General features: G+C 70.4%; 16 protein-coding genes. 5 read left to right on the forward strand and 11 right to left on the reverse strand.

Annotated features, from left to right (window positions below; translation table 11 throughout):
• Nucleotides 1–175: 175 nt before the first annotated feature.
• Together ACFYP5_RS12975 and ACFYP5_RS12980 are read left to right on the forward strand one after the other, a co-directional pair.
• Nucleotides 176–1219, forward strand: coding sequence for a LacI family DNA-binding transcriptional regulator (locus ACFYP5_RS12975; protein WP_389034329.1), 1044 nt, complete (start codon nt 176–178; stop codon nt 1217–1219).
• Nucleotides 1220–1273: 54 nt separating this feature from the next.
• Nucleotides 1274–1471, forward strand: a complete 198-nt coding sequence (locus ACFYP5_RS12980; protein WP_389034332.1) for a hypothetical protein — start codon at nt 1274–1276, stop codon at nt 1469–1471.
• Nucleotides 1472–1490: 19 nt separating this feature from the next.
• Here the strand turns inward: ACFYP5_RS12980 and ACFYP5_RS12985 are convergent, their stop codons facing one another.
• From ACFYP5_RS12985 to ACFYP5_RS13025, 9 genes are all read right to left on the reverse strand, one after another.
• Nucleotides 1491–2081 (reverse strand): GAF domain-containing protein, encoded by a 591-nt coding sequence (locus ACFYP5_RS12985; protein WP_389034335.1) that lies wholly within the window; start codon nt 2079–2081, stop codon nt 1491–1493.
• Complete coding sequence (locus ACFYP5_RS12990) at nt 2078–2728, reverse strand: ATP/GTP-binding protein (protein WP_389034338.1); 651 nt, start codon at nt 2726–2728, stop codon at nt 2078–2080. The genes ACFYP5_RS12985 and ACFYP5_RS12990 overlap by 4 nt, the downstream gene beginning before the upstream one ends.
• The gene (locus ACFYP5_RS12995; protein WP_389034340.1) at nt 2706–3077 is read right to left on the reverse strand and encodes a DUF742 domain-containing protein; all 372 of its coding nucleotides are present in this window, start codon (nt 3075–3077) and stop codon (nt 2706–2708) included. Before ACFYP5_RS12995 ends, ACFYP5_RS12990 begins: the two co-directional genes overlap by 23 nt.
• Nucleotides 3078–3079: 2 nt before the next feature.
• Nucleotides 3080–3514 carry a roadblock/LC7 domain-containing protein gene (locus tag ACFYP5_RS13000; RefSeq protein ID WP_030924005.1) on the reverse strand — a complete coding sequence of 145 codons (435 nt, stop codon included), beginning with the start codon at nt 3512–3514 and terminating at the stop codon, nt 3080–3082.
• Nucleotides 3515–3521: 7 nt separating this feature from the next.
• On the reverse strand, nt 3522–5417 hold the full coding sequence (locus ACFYP5_RS13005) for an ATP-binding protein (protein ID WP_389034342.1): 1896 nt from the start codon (nt 5415–5417) through the stop codon (nt 3522–3524).
• Nucleotides 5418–6587: 1170 nt separating this feature from the next.
• Complete coding sequence (locus tag ACFYP5_RS13010; protein WP_389034345.1) at nt 6588–7787, reverse strand: glycosyltransferase; 1200 nt, start codon at nt 7785–7787, stop codon at nt 6588–6590.
• Complete coding sequence (locus tag ACFYP5_RS13015; RefSeq protein WP_389034348.1) at nt 7784–10660, reverse strand: CDP-glycerol glycerophosphotransferase family protein; 2877 nt, start codon at nt 10658–10660, stop codon at nt 7784–7786. Before ACFYP5_RS13015 ends, ACFYP5_RS13010 begins: the two co-directional genes overlap by 4 nt.
• A 552-nt stretch (nt 10661–11212) precedes the next feature.
• A complete protein-coding gene (locus ACFYP5_RS13020; protein ID WP_389034351.1) occupies nt 11213–12418 on the reverse strand; it encodes an MBL fold metallo-hydrolase in 1206 nt (401 codons plus the stop codon).
• Nucleotides 12419–12516: 98 nt separating this feature from the next.
• Complete coding sequence (locus ACFYP5_RS13025) at nt 12517–12957, reverse strand: PPOX class F420-dependent oxidoreductase (RefSeq protein ID WP_389034353.1); 441 nt, start codon at nt 12955–12957, stop codon at nt 12517–12519.
• A 533-nt stretch (nt 12958–13490) separates the two neighbouring features.
• On the opposite strand from ACFYP5_RS13025, the gene ACFYP5_RS13030 reads away from it, so the two are divergent.
• Nucleotides 13491–14726, forward strand: coding sequence for a Glu/Leu/Phe/Val dehydrogenase dimerization domain-containing protein (locus ACFYP5_RS13030; protein ID WP_389034356.1), 1236 nt, complete (start codon nt 13491–13493; stop codon nt 14724–14726).
• 183 nt (nt 14727–14909) lie between these two features.
• Entirely contained in the window at nt 14910–15500 is a 591-nt protein-coding gene (locus ACFYP5_RS13035) for a TetR/AcrR family transcriptional regulator (RefSeq protein WP_389034493.1), read from the forward strand.
• Between the two features lie 74 nt (nt 15501–15574).
• Here the strand turns inward: ACFYP5_RS13035 and ACFYP5_RS13040 are convergent, their stop codons facing one another.
• Both ACFYP5_RS13040 and ACFYP5_RS13045 read right to left on the reverse strand, forming a co-directional pair.
• On the reverse strand, nt 15575–16576 hold the full coding sequence (locus tag ACFYP5_RS13040; RefSeq protein ID WP_389034359.1) for a DUF6745 domain-containing protein: 1002 nt from the start codon (nt 16574–16576) through the stop codon (nt 15575–15577).
• A 93-nt stretch (nt 16577–16669) separates the two neighbouring features.
• Entirely contained in the window at nt 16670–16996 is a 327-nt protein-coding gene (locus ACFYP5_RS13045; RefSeq protein WP_389034361.1) for a hypothetical protein, read from the reverse strand.
• A 165-nt stretch (nt 16997–17161) separates the two neighbouring features.
• On the opposite strand from ACFYP5_RS13045, the gene ACFYP5_RS13050 reads away from it, so the two are divergent.
• Complete coding sequence (locus ACFYP5_RS13050; RefSeq protein ID WP_389034363.1) at nt 17162–18118, forward strand: STM4015 family protein; 957 nt, start codon at nt 17162–17164, stop codon at nt 18116–18118.
• The last annotated feature ends 3 nt before the right edge of the window (nt 18119–18121 follow it).

An 18121-nucleotide genomic window follows, 5' to 3' on the forward strand; every position in this document is an offset into this window, starting at 1 on the left:
TTTCTGGTAAGGTGCCGCCACGCTAATGACTGCCTGCACGCATGGTCAATAGGTCGTCCCGAAGTTTCGGGACCCTGCCGCCACCACGCCCTTAGGAGTCGAGTTGAGTCAACCGGTGACACGGGCGACGCCGAACCCTCCGGGGTCTCGGCGCGGCGTCGGAACCGCAGCCCATGTGACGCTCGACGCCGTCGCCCGGGAAGCCGGGGTCTCACCGGCCACCGCCTCGCGGGCGCTGAACGGCACGGCCCGGGTCCGCGACGACCTGCGGCAGCGGGTGCACGCGGCGGCCGACCGGCTCGGCTACATCCCCAACGCCCACGCCCAGGCACTGGCTGGTGCTGCCAACAACCGTACGGTGGGCGTGATCTGTCATGACGTCAGTGATCCGTACTTCGCCGCGATCTCCAGCGGTGTGATGCGGGCCGCGGCGGAACAGGGGCTGCTCGTGATGCTGGCCTCCACGTTCCGCGAACCGGCCCGGGAGATCAGCTACGTCTCCATGCTGCGGGCCCAGCACGCCCGGGCGATCCTGCTGATCGGATCGGGCTTCCAGGACCGCGCCTGGGAGCGTGCGATGGATGCCGAACTGGAGCCGTACGTCCGGGTCGGCGGGCGGGTGGCGGTCGTCAGCCGGCACCGCAGCCTGCGGGTGGACGCCGTGCAGCCGGAGAACCGGGCGGGGGCCGCGGCGCTCGCCCGGGCACTGGTGGAGCTGGGGCATCGGACGTTCGCGGTGCTCACCGGGCCGGCCGCGCTGACCACGGTCTCCGACCGGCTGGCGGGGTTCCGGGAGGGGCTCGCCGAGGCCGGCATCGCGCTCGGGCAGGTGGTGGAGGGGGCGTTCACCCGCGACGGCGGGTACCAGGCGGCCCGGCGGCTGCTGCTCGATGCGGGGAGGGCGCCGTCCCGGTCACGGCCGACGTGCGTGTTCGCGGTGACCGATGTGATGGCGGTCGGTGCGTTGGCGGCGCTGCGCGAGGCGGGGGTGCGGGTGCCGGAGGACGTGTCGCTGGCCGGGTTCGACGACATTCCGCTGGTACGGGAGCTGTCGCCGCCGCTCACCACGGTGGCGTTGCCGCTGACGTTTATGGGCGAGAGCGTGATCGCACTGGCGCTGCGGGAGACGGGGGCGGTACGGAGGGCGCGGGTGGTGCGGGTGGAGGGGGAAGTGGTGTTGCGGGGCAGTACGGGGGTGCCCGGGGGCGGAGTGCGGTGACCGTGGGCACCCGGAGCGCGCTGCGTCCTCAATCGCCCCCATAGCCTTGAGGGCATGGGAAGGACCGCCTCGACGGCCTTGACTGTGCCGGCGATTGAGGACGCAGCCGTCCACCACGATCGCGTCAGGACGTGGACCTACGGGTGGATCAGGACCTGGGACAGGGCGACCCGCCCCGTTCCCGGCACCGCGATCCTCACCGTGCGGGTCCGGCTGGGGACCTTCCTGGACGGCACCACGGTCGAGGTATGAGCGCGGGAGGCGGGGCGGATCAGGGCGTGATGCTCCGGTTGTCCTCCCGTCGGTGGATGTGCCCGATGAGTTCCTGCGCCAGGGAATTGATCGTGTCGAGGCCGACCCGCCCCCAGGGGCGGGGCACGGTGTCGACGGCACAGACGGCGCCCAGTGCGATGCCCGTACGGTCGATGAGCGGCGCCCCCGGATAGGAACGGATGCCTATCTCGTCGACGACCGGGTTGCCGGCGAATCTCGGGTAGTCACAGACGTCCTCCAGGACCAGTGCCTTGCGCCGTGCGACGACGTGCGGGCAGTAGCCGTGGTCGAGCGCCATGTACCGACCGCCACGGTCGCTGCCCGCGGCCGTGGCGGCCAGATCGGAACCGGTGCGGGTGCCGGCCGGGGTGTGCAGACCGGCGAAGAACTGCCGGTTCCCGTCGGTGAAGTTGACCATCGAGTACGGCACAGCCGTCACTTCGGCCACCTGGTCGGCGAACGCGTCGACGCTGCGGAACGAGGTGTCGACCCGCTCCCCGAGCCCGAGCATCCGCAGCCGTCGGGTGCGGACGGAGGAGTCGCGGTCGACGGGGGTCAGCAGCGGCCGGCCGGTCGCGTCTCGCCTCACTGATGGGCTCCGAAGCCGGTGAGCGGGGCCGGTGCGGAGGTGGCGTTGATCAGGTGCTGCACCAGCGTGACCAGCGCTCCGGTGCCCGAGCTGGCGATCCGGGCGTCGCAGAGGACGACAGGCACGTCGGGCCCGAGGTCGAGCGCGGCACGTACCTCCTCGGCACCGTAACGGTAGGAGCCGTCGAACTCGTTGACGGCGACGATGAATCCGATGCCACGCCGTTCGAAGAAGTCGACCGCCGGGAAGCACTCCTCGAGTCTCCGGGTGTCCGCCAGCACGACCGCGCCCAGCGCGCCCTGGGAGAGCTCGTCCCACATGAACCAGAAGCGCTCCTGGCCCGGGGTACCGAACAGATAGAGCACATGCTGCTCGTCGAGGGTGATGCGGCCGAAGTCCATGGCGACCGTGGTCGCGGTCTTGGACTCGATCCCCTCGAGGCTGTCGGTCGCCACGCTGACCTGGGTGAGCAGCTCTTCCGTGCTCAGCGGTGCGATCTCGCTGACCGCGCCCACGAACGTCGTCTTGCCGACGCCGAAGCCGCCCGCCACCAGGACCTTGAGTGCGACGGGGAAGCACTCGGTGTCCCCGGTGCCGTCACCCCCCGCCGAGACGCCGAAGCCGTCAGAGCTGTCGTCGTAAGCCATCGAGCACTGCCTCCAGCAGGGATCGGTCGGTGGGCATGTCGTGAAAGGCCGGCGGATGCGCGGTGACCGCGCCGCAGTCCACCAGGTCGGAGACGAGCACCTTGGTGACGACCGCGGGCAACCGCAGATGCGCGGCGATCTCGGCGACCGAGGTGGGACCGCCGCACAGCCCCAGTGCCACGGAGTGCTCGGGGCCGAGATGGGTCTGCGGATCGGTGCCCGTGGCCATCACCAGGGAGAGCAGGTCGAGCACGGTCGTCGGACGGGTACGGCCGTCGCTCACGGTGTACGGACGGATGAGCCGGCCGGCCGCATCGTCGAGCAACGGCCCGTCCTGCTGGGCCGCCACCCTCACAGTCCCGTGGCGCTCGGTGCCCCGGCCGCTTGTCTGGCCGGGGTCATCAGATACGGCCGGACACTCTTGACCAGCATGGTCATCTCGTATCCCAGCACCGCGGCATCCGCTTCGCGTCCGGCGAGGACAGCGAGACAGGTGCCGGAACCGGCGGTGGAGACGAACAGCAGCGTCGAGTCGAGCTCCACCACCACCTGGCGGACCTCTCCGTTGTCGCCGAAGCGCGCCCCGGCGCTGCGGCCGAGGGAGTACAGGCCGGCGGCCAGCGCCGCCATGTGGTCGGCACTGTCGGCGTCCATGCCGTGAAGGGATTTCACCAGCCCGTCGGCGGAGAGCAGGACCGCGCTGCGCGTGTACGGCACCCGCTGTACCAGCCCGCTCAGCAGCCAGTCGAGGTCCGAGACCTGACCGGACGGCATATCGGTCGCCATGGTGCATCTACTCCTTGAGGGTGTTCGTGTCGAGGGGGTCCGGGGTGGGGTGCGACGGTTCGGCGGGCGCGGAGAGTCCGCGCACCGGCAGTGGTTCGAGTGGCGCCGGCGGTTGCCAGGCCGGCGGTGCGGGCACGTCCGGAGTGCCGTCCGGGGCCTGCGCGGTGTCGGCATCCGACACGCTGCGGGCCTCGGCGAGCTCGATGCCGCGGCGGAAGGACGCCATCAGGCCTGGGTCGTGCAGGACGGGTTGTTCGTCCTCGGTACGTGGCGCGGGCGCCTCCCTGAGCTGCGGGACCAGGTGGTCCTGGTTGGTGCGCCGGGGGAGTTGGGGCCGGCCCATGGTGCCGCGTACGACTCCGGGGTCGGGCTGGAACGCCGGAATCGCGTCGTCCGGGCGCTGGGCTCCGGGGCGGGCATCAGCGGGGGCGGACCGGTTGACGCTCTCGGCACGCAGCGGCAGCGGTGGGGCTTCGCCCTGCCTTCGCAACTGCTGCGGTGGCTGATGCAGCCGCAGGAGCCGGCTGGGCATCTGCGGCTGCCGGGTCGGGGCCGGGGCCGGGGCCGGGCTCAGGTTCCGTTGGTGCGTGGCGTCGTCCCGGGCCGGTGGCCGGTGTACGGGGCCGGGCGGCGGGACCGGGGCGGCGTCGGCCGTCGGCGGCGCGTCCCCTTCGGCCCCGAGCAGGGACTGCGGCAGCACCAGTACGGCCTGTGTGCCGCCGTAGATATTGCTCTGCAGCCGTACCGCGATGCCGTGTCTGCGGGCCAGCGACGCGACGACGAACAGTCCGATCCGGCCGTCCTGCAGCAGATGGGCGACGTTGACCCGGTCGGGGTCGGCGAGCAGGAGGTTCATCCGCTTCTGCTCGTTGCCCGGCATACCGAGCCCACGGTCCTCGACCTCCAGGGCGAGCCCTGCGGTGACGTGCTGGGCGCGCAACAGCACCTGGGTGTGCGGGGCGGAGAACACGGTTGCGTTCTCGACGAGTTCGGCCAGCAGATGGATCACATCGGCCACGGCGTGCCCGCGCAGCGTGCCGTCGATCGGCGGCACGAGCTTGACCCGCGGATAGTGCTCGACCTCGGCGATCGCCGAGCGCAGCACCTCGGTCATGGTGACCGGGTTGCTCCACTGCCGCCGGGAGACGGCGCCGCCGAGGACGGCGAGGTTCTCCGCATGCCGACGGATGCGGGTGGCGAGATGGTCGACGTGGAACAGGCCCTTTAGCAGGTCGGGGTCCTCGACCTCGTTCTCCAGCTCGTCCAGCAGCTGAATCTCACGGTGTACGAGCGACTGGAGCCGGCGTGCGAGATTGACGAAGACCTCCACCCGCTGTTCCTCGCCCGACTCATGGGTGAGCCGGGAGGCCTGCACGACTGCGGCCACAGCCCCTTCGTGCGAGCGGCCCATTTCCTGGGCGAGCAGGTCGAAGGCGTCGCTGCCGGGTGGGACGGGCTGCGGGGGCCGTCGCGCGGGCAGCGGTTCGCCGTTGCGCAACTGCTCCATCACCCGATGCAGTTCGGCCTGCCCCTGTGCGCTGGCACGGCGAAGTGCCAGGCACCGGCCGAGAACGGTGGTGGCGACCCGGTTCGCGCCGAGGAACGCGGCGACCACAGCGGCGACGGCCAGCGCCGCCGATCCGCCCAGCGCGGCCCAGAGTTGGGTGGTCATCGAGGTACTCGTGGAGCGGACGGTGATGACGACTGCTGCCGCGCCGCTCAGTGCGACGGCGATGGCCGGCAGCACGGCCGTGCGGAAGATCTGGGGCCGTATGCGGGCGTCGGGGGACAGCTGTGCGGCGCGCGGCCTGGCGGCGGCCGAGTGGGCACGTGCCCCCGGCCGGCCGTGCCGCCCGCCTTCTCGACGTTCCGGTCGCGCTTCGGGTGCGCGAAGTTGAGACATCAGCGTCCTCGGTACGTGGGGCACCAGGATTCGGCGTTCATGTGGTGGCACCTACGGTGGTCGGTCGGGCTCAGGTCATCGGTCGGGCAGGCTCGGCAAATATGAGCCCACCGTTGATCACCGGCCACACACAGTAGTCGTCGACCTGGCATCCGTGGCGGGCAGTTGTAGAACTTGCCCGCCATCCGTCCCGCTCTGGTATGAGCTCTCGCACGGACAACCGAATACCCTCATCGACACCCGTCCGCGAACACCCGGGCAGCCGGAACACACATGACGGCTCTGCCGGCCCGGCAGAGCCGGACGGTGTCGACCGCCCGACCTGTGCGGAGCCGGGCGAAGCACACATGCCTCGGCCGGCAGGCGCGGAGGGGTTGCCAGGGGTCGACAAGAGGCGGAGCGTGGAAATACGGGGGAACCGAAGAACTCGGGGGTCTCCACAGGACGAGGTTCATCATGCCCAGAACTGTGCGTAGGCGAATCCCAGCGTTCGTGTGTGCATCCGCCTTGGCCTCGGCGCTCGCCTTTTCAGTAGCTGCGCCGACAGCCCAGGCGGCCCCACAGGTTCCGGCCCGGACCACCGCGTCACAGGCCGCACCCACCAACTGGTGCGACTGGCGCGCATACGACTGCGGATGGCAGCCAGGGCCCACCACCTATCCCGTGTACCCCGTCTACCCTGTGTACCCCGTGTACCCCGTGTACCCCGACTATCCCGTCTACCCCAGCTACACCGTCTACTACTAGTCACGACTGAGGTTCCCTCAGGCGGTCAGGGGTTCGCGTAGGCGCAGGACGACGGCGCGGGTGACGGGCCGGGTCCCGGCGTCGTCCGAGTTACGGGTCAGCCAGAGGCCCCACTCCGCCGTCGAACCGGCAGAGTGGGGACTCGGTGTCAGGACTTCACACTCCTGGCCTCGACACGGACACAGGATGGCTTTCGCGAAATCGGTAGCTGGGCGTAGGGCCGTGGTTTCGCCTGCCCCTCCGCCGAGAGTGGCTGTCAACGGCCTGGATCGCCTGGCTCTGCCCGGCAGCAGCCGAGAGCGCGGCGAGCATCTCGGCATGTCTCTGAGGCCGCTCTCCGTTCGCCATCAGATCTCCGCGCCAAGGTCGTCATCAGGTGTCGGGCTCCGGGGTTCCGGGAAACCGGAGCACAGGGGTCGGCGGTCAGCGCTGGTCGAGGAAGGCGAAGAGCTCCTCCCACCTGTGGACCACCCGGTCGGTGCTGAAGCGACGGACGTTCTCGCGTGCCGCGTCGCCCATCCGGTCGCGCAGGGCCGAGTCGGAGATCAGGGTGCGCAGGTGCGCGGCCAGTTCGGTCGTGCTGCCGAGGGGGGCCAGAAGTCCGTCCTGGCCGTCACTGACTATCTCCCGTACCCCGGGCGCGCAGTCGAAGGCGACGCTGGGGAGGCCGGCTGCCATGGCCTCCATCAACGCGAGCGGGAACCCCTCGCCACGGGAGGACTGGACGAAGATCGAACCGCCGTTGAGGGCGCCCTGCACGTCGGCCGTGCGGCCGCACCACTGCACGCTGCCGTCGAGGCCGGCCTCACAGGACTGGGTCTTGAGGGCCTCCTCGTCCTCGCCGTCCCCGTAGATTTCGAGGGTCCATTCCGGGTGGTGCGGGGCGACCTCGGCCCAGGCGTCCAGAAGCATGTCGATTCCCTTCTGATCCGTGAGTCGCCCCATGGACAGCACGACCGGCCGGGCGCGGGGAGAGGGCGCCGACGGCAGGAACGGCAGCGGGTTGGGCATGAAACCGACGTTGTTCATCCCCTCCCGGATCCACAGGTCGGCGTCCTCGCGGGTCAGGACGAGCATCCGGTCGACGTCCGCGTAGTGCCGTTTGACGCGGGCGAAACGCGAGGTGGAGCGGGAGTAGAGGTAGGACTCGTGGCTCATCCCGATGACGGTCAGCCCGCGGGTGCGGGCGAGCGCGACCCACTCCATCGCCCACACCTGGGTGACGATGACGACGGCCCCGGGCCGGGCCGAGGCGAAGAGCCTGGTGAGTTCGGCCGCCCGCTCGCGCATGCCCGCCGCCCGGAGGCGGTTGCGGCGCCGTGCCACGGGGTCGAGCCGGCCGCGCAGGCCACGGCTCGGGGCGGGCTCGGGTGGCGGAGTGTCGTAGAGGGTCGTGGCGGGGTAGGGGAGTGTCCCGCCCAGGTCCTGCGGTACGTCGGAGGCGGTGATGCCGACCATGTGGACACGGTGGCCGCGGGCCAGGAGGAGCCGCGCCATCTGGTGGGACCAGGTGGTCACCCCACCAAGCTCGTCGACGCTGTTGGACACGAAGAAGACGTCCCGGGTGGTGGCGGGGCCGGGGCCGCGGAGGTCCTGTGCGGCGTCGCCGGTGGTCGTGGTCACTGGTTGCCTCCCGGGGTGAAGAAGGTGTCGACGACGGTGCGCGCGGCGTTGCCCTGGTCCCCCTCGCCGTAGGCGTCGACGAAGGCGATCCGGGCGGCGGCGAAGTCGCGGGCGTTCGCCTTCAGGTCGTCGACGGCGTCGAAGAGGGCTTCCCGCGTGGTGACCACCGGGCCCGGTGCCTCAGCGCGCAGGTCGAAGTAGGTGCCGCGACCGGGGCCCACGTAGTGGTCGTAGTCGGGCGTGTAGAAGAGCATGGGCCGGTCCAGCAGCGCGTAGTCGAACATGACGGAGGAGAAGTCCGTGATCAGGGCGTCGGCCGCCAGCAGCAGCGGGGTGATGTCGTCGTGATCGGTGACGTCGACGACCGCGCCCTGGACGGACGGTGGCAGGACGACCTGGTTCAGGTAGTGGGAGCGGATCAGCAGGGTGACGCGGTCACCGAAGCGCGCGGCGAACTCCTCCACGTCGAAGAGGGGTTCCAGGGGCTGGACCCGGCCCGCTTCGTCCGCGCGGAACGTCGGTGCGTAGAGGATGACGGTCCGGTCACCCGGGAGGCCGAGTTCCGTCGCGAGCGCACCCCGCTCACCGGAGCCGGTCTCCTGTTCGCGCCGGCGAGCGGTGACGAGGGCGTCGTTGCGCGGGTACCCGCTGCGCAGCAACACCTCCTCGCGGAGCCGGAAGGCCCTGGCGAGAGTCCGCACATCGTGCTCGGAGCGGACGAGGAAGTGGTCGAAGCGGTCCAGCGCCTTCTGGTACGCCGCCCGCTCCGCCCGGCCGCGGGCCTTGTGCGCGGGCTCGTCGAAGCCCATGCGCTTGAGGGCGGAGCCGTGCCAGGTCTGGATGTAGGTGGTGCCGGGACGCTTGGTGAGCTTGAGCGGCATACCCTGGTTGTCGATCCAGAACTCCGCCTGGGCCAGCGCCCGCAAGTGCCGCCAACTCCATCGACGCACCAGCGTGGCGTCCTCCGGGAACCCCGTCGGCAGCGGAGCGGCGTGTGACCAAACGGCGTGGAACACAAGGCCTCGTCGGCGCATCTCCTCGTAGAGGGCCCTGGGGCTGTCGCTGTACTGCTTCCCGAGATGGCTCTCGAAGACCACCAGGCCCTTGCGGATCGGGAGCCTGCTGAGGACCTGCTGGTATACCCGGATCTTGGTGGGCTCCGAGTTCGCCCGCTTCTTGATCCTTCGTGCGCGGCGGACCGCTCTCTTGGCGAGGGTTCCCCCTCGACTGGCCAGCCCCGTTTCCAGAAGTCCCGTCACACGCCGTGCAGACGGCCCCTGGGCGCGCAGGACGAAGCTCAGGTGCCCGCGGCTGGACACCTCCGGAGTGAGGCGATCGGCCACCAGCCTTGTCAGCCGCGGCCTGACCCGCAGCGCGCGGGCGCTCTCGATGTCCTGGGCGGTGACCGAGAGTCGGGTGCGCACGGTGGTCCCGTCGATGTCCAGGACGACCAGGGCGTCCCATACGGCGTCGATGACGCCGAGCGGACGCAGTGTGCCGGACAGTCCTGCCTCCGTCTCCCATTCGACCCCGTCCCCGCGGTGCCGCACTGCGTCCAGGGGGACGCGGAAGGTCTGCAGACTCCGCCGCCGGGCTCGCAGTTCGAGGTGACCACTGATCCGGCTGCCGGGTGCGAAGCGTCCGAGGGGATTGATCACGGTGCCCGCCAGGCTGACGGTGCCGTGGCCGTCGTCCGTGTAGCGGGTGAGCCGGTTGCGCAGGATGAGGTTGCCGAGTGGGCGGGTGTGCCAGCCCGCGTCCGTGACGTCGAGGATCTTCCGGCCCAGGGGGTCGTCCAGGTGGTCGCGGCACCAGTAGATGCGTCCCTGGTGCTCGGCGAGGGAAGAGGAGAGCTTCTTGCGGTTCGTGAGGGTGTCCGCCGCCGGCAGGAGGTTGGTCCAGTCACCCCGGGCCAGCAGGTACGCACAGATGGCCTGGATCGGCTCTGCCTCCTCGTAGGCACGGGGGTCCAGCCCGGCGAGGTATCCCCCGCTCAGCCGCTCGAACTCCCGGCGGTACGTGTCGTCCAGCAGCGGAAGGTCCCGCAGGTGGAGGGCGAGGTCGTGTTTGAGAAACTTGATGTCCTTGTGCAACCGGACCTCGTCCAGGCCCTGCTCGTACAGGAGCCGGTCGACCCGCTGGTGGATCTCCATACGGTGGGCGAAGTTGGCGATCTCGTGGCGCCTGTTGCTGATCGACCTCACCGGGGCGTTGTCGTGGACGTTCCAGAAGTAGACGCGGTTGGGGATGAGCGTGATGCGGCGTGCCGCCGTGTACGCCTGGGCGGAGAACAGCAGGTCCTCGTAGTGGATCGCGACGGGGAACGTCAGGTCCGCCTCGGCCAGGAACGCGCGGCGATAGCACTTGTTGGTCGACAGGGTGTCGAAGGCCAGCAGGTCCGGGACCTCACGTATCGACTCGAAGGTCCGCGTGGAGCGGTAGAGCCACGGGTACCACTCGTCCTCCTTGCGGTTGCGTGAGCCGACGTGGACACGCACGCACAGTCCGGAGACCAGGTCGGCCTTGGTCGCGTCTGCGGCTTCGACCATGTTCCGGCAGGCATCGCGCTGCAGTGCGTCATCGCTGTCGAGGAACATCACGTAGCGTCCGCGGGCCATTTCGATGCCCTTGTTCCGGGGAGCGCCGCAGCCGCCGCTGTTGCACGGGAGACGGTGAGCCGTCACCCGTCGGGGGTTCTTCGCGGCCAACGAGCGAGCGGCCTGGAAGGATCCGTCGTCGCTGTGGTCGTCGACGATCACGACTTCGACGTTGCGGTGCGACTGTCTCAGCACCGAGGCGACAGCCGTCGGCAGACGTGCGGCGTCGTTGTAGACGATGACGATGACGGAGACGTCCGGTACGCCTTCTTCCATGACCGTTTCCCCTGACGACCTCGTGAATGGATGGGAGGGGCGGGCGGCAGCGGCGGCTCGCCCGCCGGGGCGGCAGGCCGCGGCGTGGCTCGGCACAGGGCTCGCTCTCGCGAACGCCCCCTACGTCTACATGCTGCGGCACAGGGCTCGCTCTCGCGAACGCCCTCCGTCTACATGCTGTAGACGGAGTGCACGGCTGTAGACATCAGTGCTGTGGCCCAGTTCGCGGCGATCGCGGCACGGTGGAGCTGCACTCCGCCGGCGACGTTGCCCTGCGTGACGCCTCCTGCCGGTCGGCCTGAAATGGAGAAGCCCCACCCTCGCCGTTTCGGCCGGAAGGGTGGGGCGCTCGGTGTCAGGACTTCACACTCCTGGCCTCGACACGGACACAGGATGGCTTTGGCGAAATCGGCAGCTGGGTGTACTGCCGTGATTTCGCCCGTCCGTCCGCCGAGAGCGGTCGTCAGCGGCCCGGATCACCTGGCTCTGCTCAGCAGCCCAGAGCGCGGCGGGCAACTTCGGCATTTCTCTGAGCCTGCTCGCCGTTCGACATCAGATCTCCGCAACAAGGTCGTCATCGGGTGTCGAAGTGACGACGGCCCCGGTCCCCTCCAGGGGCGGCCACTCAGCCCAGCCCTCCAGGGGTGTTTCGGCGCACTGTCGCCACCACGGCTCGACGGCCTGTCTGTCCGCGGGCTCGAAGGGCTCACCGGGTCGAGGCGCGGCAGTGACCTGGCCGACCGTGTGGCCCGCGAGCATCGTCCGCTCGGCAGGCTCGTGCCAGGGGTGAACGGCGAGGTTGAAGGTGCCCCAGTGGATGGGCAGCATGACACCGTGCGGCTTGCCCCCTTGCAGGTCGAGCTGCGCCTGCACGCCCTCGTCGGGTGTCATGTGAATGTCGGGCCAGTACTCCGAATACGCACCGATCTGGATCATCGTCGCGTCGAACGGGCCGTGCTCGGCGCCGATGTCCTTGAAACCGGGGAAGTAGCCGGTGTCCCCGGAGTGGTAGATCCGGTGCTCGGGGCCCGCGACGGCCCAGGACGCCCAGAGCGTGTGCTGCTGGTTACGCAGGCCACGTCCGCAGAAGTGCCGGGCCGGAGTCGCGGTGAAGCTGATCCCGGCGATGTTCGTGGTCTCGTTCCAGTCGAGCTCACGCATCCGGTCGGTTGACACACCCCAGCGCTCCAGGTGGGCGCCGACTCCGAGGGGCACCGCGAAGACCGTGTCCGTGCCCGCCAGGGCGCGGATCGTCGGCAGGTCGAGGTGGTCGTAATGGTCGTGCGAGATCACGACCGCGTCGAGCGGGCCGAGCGTGGCGAGCGGCAACGGCACCGGGTGCAGCCGCTTGGGTCCGGCGAACGCGAAGGGCGAACAGCGCTCGCCCCACACCGGGTCGAAGAGCACCCGCCGGCCGTCGATCTCGGCGAGCACGCTCGAGTGACCCATCCAGGTGAGCCGCAGCCCTGAGGCCGGCGGCCGGGCGAGGTCGGCGAGGGTGGTCGCGTGGACGGGCACCATGCCGTTCGGCGACCTGCGTACCCGCTCCTCCTTGTGGAAGTAGACCTTCGCGAACTCCAGCGTCGAGCCGGACGGCCTGGTCCGCGCCCCGACCGGGTTCTGGAAGACCCCGTCGGCGAAATTGGGCGAGTTCCGGATGCGCTCCATGCGGGTGCCCCCCGGGTCGGCGCCGAATGCGGCGGGTCGCAGCGAACGCAGCCGGGTACGGAGCGAATGCAAGGAGTCAGCGCCGGTCACAACATCTCCTGAGGGAGTCGGTGTCGTTTCATTATGAGCAGGGGGTAAGACAGTGCGAGTACGGGGCGGCCAATGGAATGACGGCGGACCCCGCCGTCTCAGCCACGCGGTTGCCCGTACGCATGTTCGACATGCAACCGCAGTACGATCCGCCGGTCGCGGACCATCGCGCTGCGGTAATCCTCCCAGTCGGGATGCTCGCCCTGCACGTCCCGGTAGAGCGCGATCAGCTCCTCGACGGTCGAATCGGACGGATCGGCGGCGACCGGCGACAGCTCGGCCGTGCCGTCCGCGACCGTCCAGGCCCAGCGGTCCTCGCTGGTGACGTGGTAGCTCGCCCGCGGATCGCGCCGCAGGTTCCGCGTCTTCGCCCGGTCATCGGTGATCGAGACACGGATGATGCGCTCCGCGGGATAGTAGAAGTGATTGACATTGGACAGCTGGGGCCGGCCGTCCCGCTTCAGCGTCACGAGTACCCCACCGCTTTCTTCGGCGACCAGCCGAAGGAGCGCGTCCTGCTGCGCATCGATTCCCGTCATGACGAATCCAACGTGCACACCCACTGCAGGATTCCGCGTTCCGCCACTCACTCATGTCACATCCGGCGGCCGCCGCCCGCAGCATCCGCGGCAGCAGCCCGCCCACACCGGTGGACACCGGACAAGGAAACCGGTCATGACCGCCCGTATGTCGCTCGACCCGGCCCGCACCCCTGGCGGACCGGCCCAAAAGCGCGCTCGGCGAGAGGCCCCCGGTCGAGCCGACGGCCATGGTCGCCGCGGAGGACACGCACCCCCGCACAGCTTCCGCACGCGGCCTGACCAGCCAGGGCTCGAAGGACCGGTGCCGATCGCCGAGGACCGCCGCCCAGGGCACGGCCGACTCCAGCCACTGAACAGCTATTCAGCAAGGGCCGCATTGACAGGGGCGCCCCCACTTTCCGATACTGACCGGCGATTCAGTAAATCGTTGACCGCGGCGGCCACCCCGGATCGCCGGCGGCGCTCGCCCGCCCCCAGGCCCGGACCACTCCGGGGCCCATCCTGATCACTGACACCGAGGAGACCTTCCGATGACGACACCGACGACTCCGACGGCGCCGACGGTGTCCCCGGACGCTCTGCCGGCCCCACTGATCTCGCTGACCTGGACGGACCACGTCACCGGACGCCAGGGCCATCTGGTCGTCGACCGACTGGTGCGCGGCGTGTCGAGTGGCGGGCTGCGGATGCGGGCGGGCTGCACGCTCGACGAGGTGGCGGGACTTGCCCGGGGCATGACGATGAAGGAAGCGCTGCACTTCGATGCCGATGACACACAGGCGCGCTACATACCGCTCGGCGGCGCCAAGGGAGGCATCGACTGCGACCCGCGCGACCCGGAGGCGTACGGGGTGCTCGTGCGCTATCTGCGGGCCGTGCGTCCGTATATAGAGAACGTCTGGACGACCGGCGAGGATCTCGGGCTCACCCAGGACACCGTCGACCGGGCGGCGGCCGAGGCCGGACTCGTCTCCTCGATCCAGGCGGTCTATCCGCTCCTCGACGACGAGACGGCGGCCCGGCAGCGGCTCGCCGACGCTTTCGCCGTCGAGGTGGACGGCATCGGGCTCGACGAGCTGGTCGGCGGCTGCGGGGTCGCCGAGTCGGCGCTCGCCGCGCTGGACCGGGCGGGCGTCGCGTACACGGAGGCCAGAGTCTCCGTACAAGGGCTCGGGACCATGGGCGGCGCCACGGCGCGGTTCCTCGCCCGGGCCGGACTGAAGGTCGTCGCCGTCGCCGACATCAAGGGGACGATCGCCAACCCGGCGGGCCTCGATGTCGAGGGGCTGCTCGCGGCCCGGGACGCGTACGGAACGGTGGACCGCGGTGCGCTGCGGGACGGAGACCGGGAGCTGCCCGCCGACGCCTGGCTGACACAGGAGGCGGAGGTGCTCGTACCGGCAGCGGTCTCGTACGCCGTCGACGCCACGAACCAGGCCCGGATCAGCGCCCGTTGGATCGTCGAAGCGGCGAACATGCCGGTGCTGCCGGAAGCGGAGGCGCTGCTCGCCGAGCGCGGAGTCACCGTACTGCCCGACGTGGTCGTCAACTCCGGTACGAACGCGTGGTGGTGGTGGACGCTCTTCGGCGACATCGGCGCCGATGCCGAGGAGGCGTTCGGGCACACCCGTCGCTCGATGCGGGTACTGATCGACCGGATGCTGGCCCGCGCGGAGGCCGACGGTTCCACTCCCCGGGCGGCGGCCCATGCCCTCGTCGCCGAGCGGCTTCCGGTGATGGCCGAGCGATTCGGCTGGTACCGATGAACCTGCCGGGCCGCCGGGCCCGCTGAGCCGCCGGACCTGTACGGGCGACCCGATTCCCGCTTCGCCAGGGACCGTACGGCGAATAGCTGCCATGGCAGCTTCCCGCCAGCTCCGACCCGCCCCCGACCTGTCGGGAGCCCGTGGATTGGTTAGGGTGACGCCGTGGCGAGAGTGCGGTTGAGCGTGGCGGAACGACGCGAGGAGCTGCTGCGCGCTGCCGTCGAGCAGATCGAGGTGCGGGGTGTCGCCGCGGTACGGATCGCCGATGTGGCGTCCGTCCTCGGGGTGAGCAACGCACTCGTGCTCTACCACTTCTCGACGAAGGAGAAGCTGGTCGCGGCCGCCTTCGCGCATGCGGCCGAGGCCGACCTGGCCCATCTGCGCAAGCTGCTCAGCCGCCGCACCAGTGCGGTACGGAGACTGCGCGCCGCCGTCCGCTGGTACGCGCCGACCGGGCAGGCCAAGGGGTGGCGGCTGTGGATCGAGGGCTGGGCGGCCTCGTTGCGCGATCCGGCACTGCGCAACGTGGCCGGTGATCTCGACCAGCAGTGGAAGGCCGAACTCGCCGAGGTCCTCGAAGAAGGGGCCGCCGCAGGGGAGTTCCACTGCGACGATCCGATGTCCGCGGCCTGGCGGCTGACCGCCCTGCTGGACGGTCTGGCCGTCCAGATGACGTCGTACGCCGGTCCGCTCTCCCGGGCCACGATGCTGGGGTGGACCGACGAGGCGCTCGCCCGCGAACTCGGCATCGACCAGGAGGCGCTGAAGGCCTGACCCGGCCGGCTTCCCTCTCCGCACTCCCCCGTCCGCTTTCGGCTCCCCCGGATCCCTCCCGTCCTGTCGGTCGATCAGGTCTGACGCAGCGGCGCGTAGGTTTCGCCGTCGAGTCCGAAGGTCCATGCCACGCCGCTCTTCGCGGTCCTGGTCGTCGGCGGCACCCGCAGCCAGTACGTGCGGTGCGTCCCGTCCGGCTCCGGGGTGGAGTTGACCACCTCGACCATTACCACGTCCTCGTCGCCCTGCAGCGCGATCCGCCAGAGGATTCCCGTCTCGTCCCGGTGCACCGGGACGGCGCCCGACTCGGCGAGGTAGCGGTCGTAACCGTAGAACTCCAGCATCACGCGGCGCAGCTCCGCGTTCTCCTCGTTGCGTATCCGCTCGGGGGTCAGGGCCGCCAGCTCCGCCAGGAACTCGGCCGGGACCGGCATGCCGCGCCAGGCGTACAGCGCGAACCCGTCGGAGTACGAGAGGGCCGGGCCGTCCCCGCGGTCGAGCCGCCCCGCCTCGTCGCGGTGAAGTGCCTCCGGGCGTTCGCTGAGCACCACCGTGCGCTCGTAGGGCCACCACCAGCCCGCGTGCCGGGCCACCTCCGCCAGCCCGTCGAGCCGGTCACCACGGCCGTCGAAGGCGGCCAGCCATGCCGCGTCGTGCTGGCCGAGCACCGCGTCCAGCAGCACCAGCCGGACAGCCGACTCGTCCTCGGGCCGCTGAACGAGGGCCGAGACGACACCCGCCCGTATCCGCTCGGCGAGCGCCGCCGTGGTCTCCCAGAGCTGCGCGCCCGTGGCCGACCAGAGGGAGGACCAGCCGGCCGGGCCCAGCTCGTCGTACATCCGGCGCCGCTCCTGCGCCCACGGGCGGGTGCGCACCTCGTCGCGGACCGAACGCCCCGCGTCGACGAGCTTCTCGACGGCCTCGACGGCCGCCTTCGGCGATTCCGCCCAGACGAACTCCTCCGGCTCCGCCAGTCCCGCGCTGCGGTAGGCGAGGCGGACGCCGTCCTCGGCCGCGGACCGGTCCGCCGCACCGGTCGCCGCCGCCACGGCCCGCCATGAGTCCACATACTGCATCGGTTGTCCCCGTCCCCTGTTTCGCTGTCCGGTCCTGTATCTCTGCTGTGCCACGTCCTGTCCGGTTCCCACCGGCCGCTGCGGACGGGCCGGTCAGTCCGCGACGATGCGGACCGCGCCGGGTGCGTACTCCCGCTGACGCACCACGCGGTACCAGCCCTTCGACAGCGGGATCGCCGCATGCTCCTCGTGCACCACCCGTCCACCGTCGGGGAGATGGAGCAGCATCGGGCCGAAGGCGCCCGCCTCGCGCATCAGCCGGCCGGGCCCCTGTACCGCATGCGCATGACCGGTGACCTCGCCGAGCGCGAGCACCATTCGCCCCCGGGCGTCCCGCGGCTCACCCGGCGCGTCCACCAGATGCGCGGGCACCGCCGACTCCTCCAACGACACGATCAGTACATCGCCCTGCCGGTACACAGACGTCTCCCCTCCACGGCGGCACCCGCTGTGCCGCGGCCATGGAGAAAACGCTACGAGGAGGGTCTGACAATCGGTCACAACCGGTCCCGCCCGCCGCGTTGTCAGTGCGGCTTGATAAACCTTGCGGGCATCAGCCGATCCCAGTCTCAGGAGTTCAGGACCATGTCCGGTGTGGATCACCTGCACGAGTTGCTCGGCCTGCCGGCCGTCGACTTCCAGCACGCGACGGGCGAGGCCCCGGCGCAGGCCGCGGACGCCGCGGCCTGGCGTATCTCGGTCGACCCGTACGACGACGAGTCCGAGATGACCTGGGAGGAGGCGTTCCAGGCGTTCCTCGGGGCGGTCGACCCGGGCGGCGTGCGAGCCCTGATCATCGGGCAGTGGGGGGAGGCGACCGACGAGACGTCGTCCTACCCGATCGGTCTGGTGATCGCCGCGGCCGACCGGCTGACTTCGCTGGAGGCGATATTCGTCGGCGACATGACGAGTGAGGAGAACGAGATCTCCTGGATCGAGCAGTGCGAGGTCACCGCGCTGCTGACCGCGTTCCCCGCGCTGCTCGAACTGGGTGTGCGCGGCGGCACGTATCTGACGTTCTCCCCGTCGAAGCACGATCGGCTCCGTTCGCTGACCATCGAGACCGGCGGCCTTCCGGTCGGGGTGATCCGCGGCATTCTGGACAGCGAGCTGCCCGCACTGGAGCGGCTCGATCTCTGGCTGGGCGTCTCCGAGTACGGCGGCGACGCGGATGTCGCGGACCTGGCCCCGCTGCTGTCCGGCCCGCGGTTCCCCCGGCTCCATCACCTCGGTCTGCGCAACAGCGAGTTGCAGAACGAGATCGCGCGCGCCGTCGCGAGCGCCCCGGTCGTCGCTCAGCTCCGCACCCTCGACCTGTCGAACGGCACGCTGGGCGACGAGGGCGCGGCCGCGCTGCTCGAGGGCCAGCCGCTGACCCATCTCGAACGGCTCGATCTGCACCATCACTTCCTCACCGAGCCGATGGAGCGCCGGATCGAGGCGGCGCTGGGGCCGCACGGTGTGCAGGTCGATCTCTCCGAGCGTGAGGAGCCGTGGGGCGGCCGCGGGGTCGAAGGCCGCTACACCACGGTCGCGGAGTGATGT

Origin of the sequence: Streptomyces sp. NPDC005262 (assembly GCF_042872425.1) — a bacterium.
Taxonomy (GTDB): Bacteria; Actinomycetota; Actinomycetes; order Streptomycetales; family Streptomycetaceae; genus Streptomyces.